Annotated in this window: 2 protein-coding genes; one reads left to right on the top strand and one right to left on the bottom strand. The window is 39.7% G+C overall.

Features of this window, described 5'->3' with window-relative positions; genetic code table 11:
- Positions 1-224: transposase family protein (locus tag BU200_RS10510; RefSeq protein WP_142237021.1), on the top strand; the 224-nt coding region annotated here is incomplete at its 5' end.
- A gap of 996 nt (positions 225-1,220) precedes the next feature.
- Here BU200_RS10510 and BU200_RS10505 read toward each other — a convergent pair.
- A partial coding sequence (locus tag BU200_RS10505) for a transposase family protein (RefSeq protein WP_142237035.1) occupies positions 1,221-1,444 on the bottom strand: 224 nt, incomplete at its 5' end.

Genomic DNA, 1,444 nt, shown 5'->3' with positions numbered 1-1,444 from the left:
ATGAAAATAGCTTTATTCCAGCTAAGAACTCAAAACATCACAGATTGACGGAAGAGGAAAAGCAACTAAATCGTGAGATGGCAGCGATTCGTATCCAAATTGAGCATTTCAATGCGAAGTTTAAGACGTTTCAAATCATGAAACAAGACTATCGTGGTCGGAGAAAACGTTTTGAAATACGTGCTGAGTTAATTTGTGGGATTATTAATTTTGAAACCAAGTAGTTACCGAACAAGTCTATTAAAGAAAACTAAAACAAGATACGAGAGCGTTAAGCAACTCCTAGACAAAATAGGAAATCGAAGCAGGGTGTCTTGCACCCAATGAGATTTATCTTTTTGTCAGCGAGTTGTAGCTCGAGTTCAATTCTAAGATACAAAGCCCGTTAAAAACTCAAAGCGCACTTCTTTATGTAATAACAGTCACTCCCCTGACTGTTATTACCATCTCCGTAAGTGGACATAGTCCGCAACGGCTACGGCAAAATAGAAAATCTGACGCAGAGTCATCAGACTCAAGGAAGATTTATCCCTAAAGGGAGCCATATCTGTAACCAGTTAACACTGGAACAGCTATGTCTCTTTTTCGCACAGAGTTTAGGGCGTGTTCAATTAAACAAGATACGAGAGCGTTTGACACGAGCACTGCTCGTTTTATCTCCCACCTCCCACAGTCTATTCCTAGACTGTTTGACACGAGCACTGCTCGTTCTATCTCCAACCTTCCACAGTCTATTCCTAGACTGTGGAAGCAACTCCTAGACAAAATAGGCGGCCGAACAGAAGCGGTTCGCTTCGTTGTGAGACCCCCACAAAGGCAACTAGATTGGCGTGTTAGCGACAATCAGATGCCTACTGTGATATTTTCTAAGTTTACTCAACTTTTTGACTACGCTTTGTCAGCGAGTTGTAGCTCAAATAAGATACAGAGGACGTAAAGAGCAAAGTAAAAATAGAAGATTGACGACGTGTTCCATGAACACGAGGAAATCTATCTTTTTTACACAGCTCTTAGTCCGTGTTCAGTTATACAAGATACGAGAGCGTATAAAGCACACTGTGAGAATAGGAAATCTGACACAGAAACTTTAGAGGAGAGTTTGCTTTGCAAACTTCTATTTCCTGCCTCTAAAGGTAGCCGATAGGGTACAAGGATACCTATAATAAATATTCACGAATTGGCAAAATCACTACTTTTACTTTAATAGACTTGTTCGGTAACTACTTGGTTTCAAAATTAATAATCCTACAAATTAACTCAGCACGTATTTCAAAACGTTTTCTCCGACCACGATAGTCTTGTTTCATGATTTGAAACGTCTTAAACTTCGCATTGAAATGCTCAATTTGGATACGAATCGCTGCCATCTCACGATTTAGTTGCTTTTCCTCTTCCGTCAATCTGTGATGTTTTGAGTTCTTAGCTGGAATAAAGCTATTTTCAT

Source organism: Streptococcus acidominimus, from assembly GCF_001921825.1.
Lineage (GTDB): Bacteria > Bacillota > Bacilli > Lactobacillales > Streptococcaceae > Streptococcus > Streptococcus acidominimus.
Note: the sequence above shows the minus strand (reverse complement) of the source record. Positions and strands in the feature narration are given on the sequence as shown.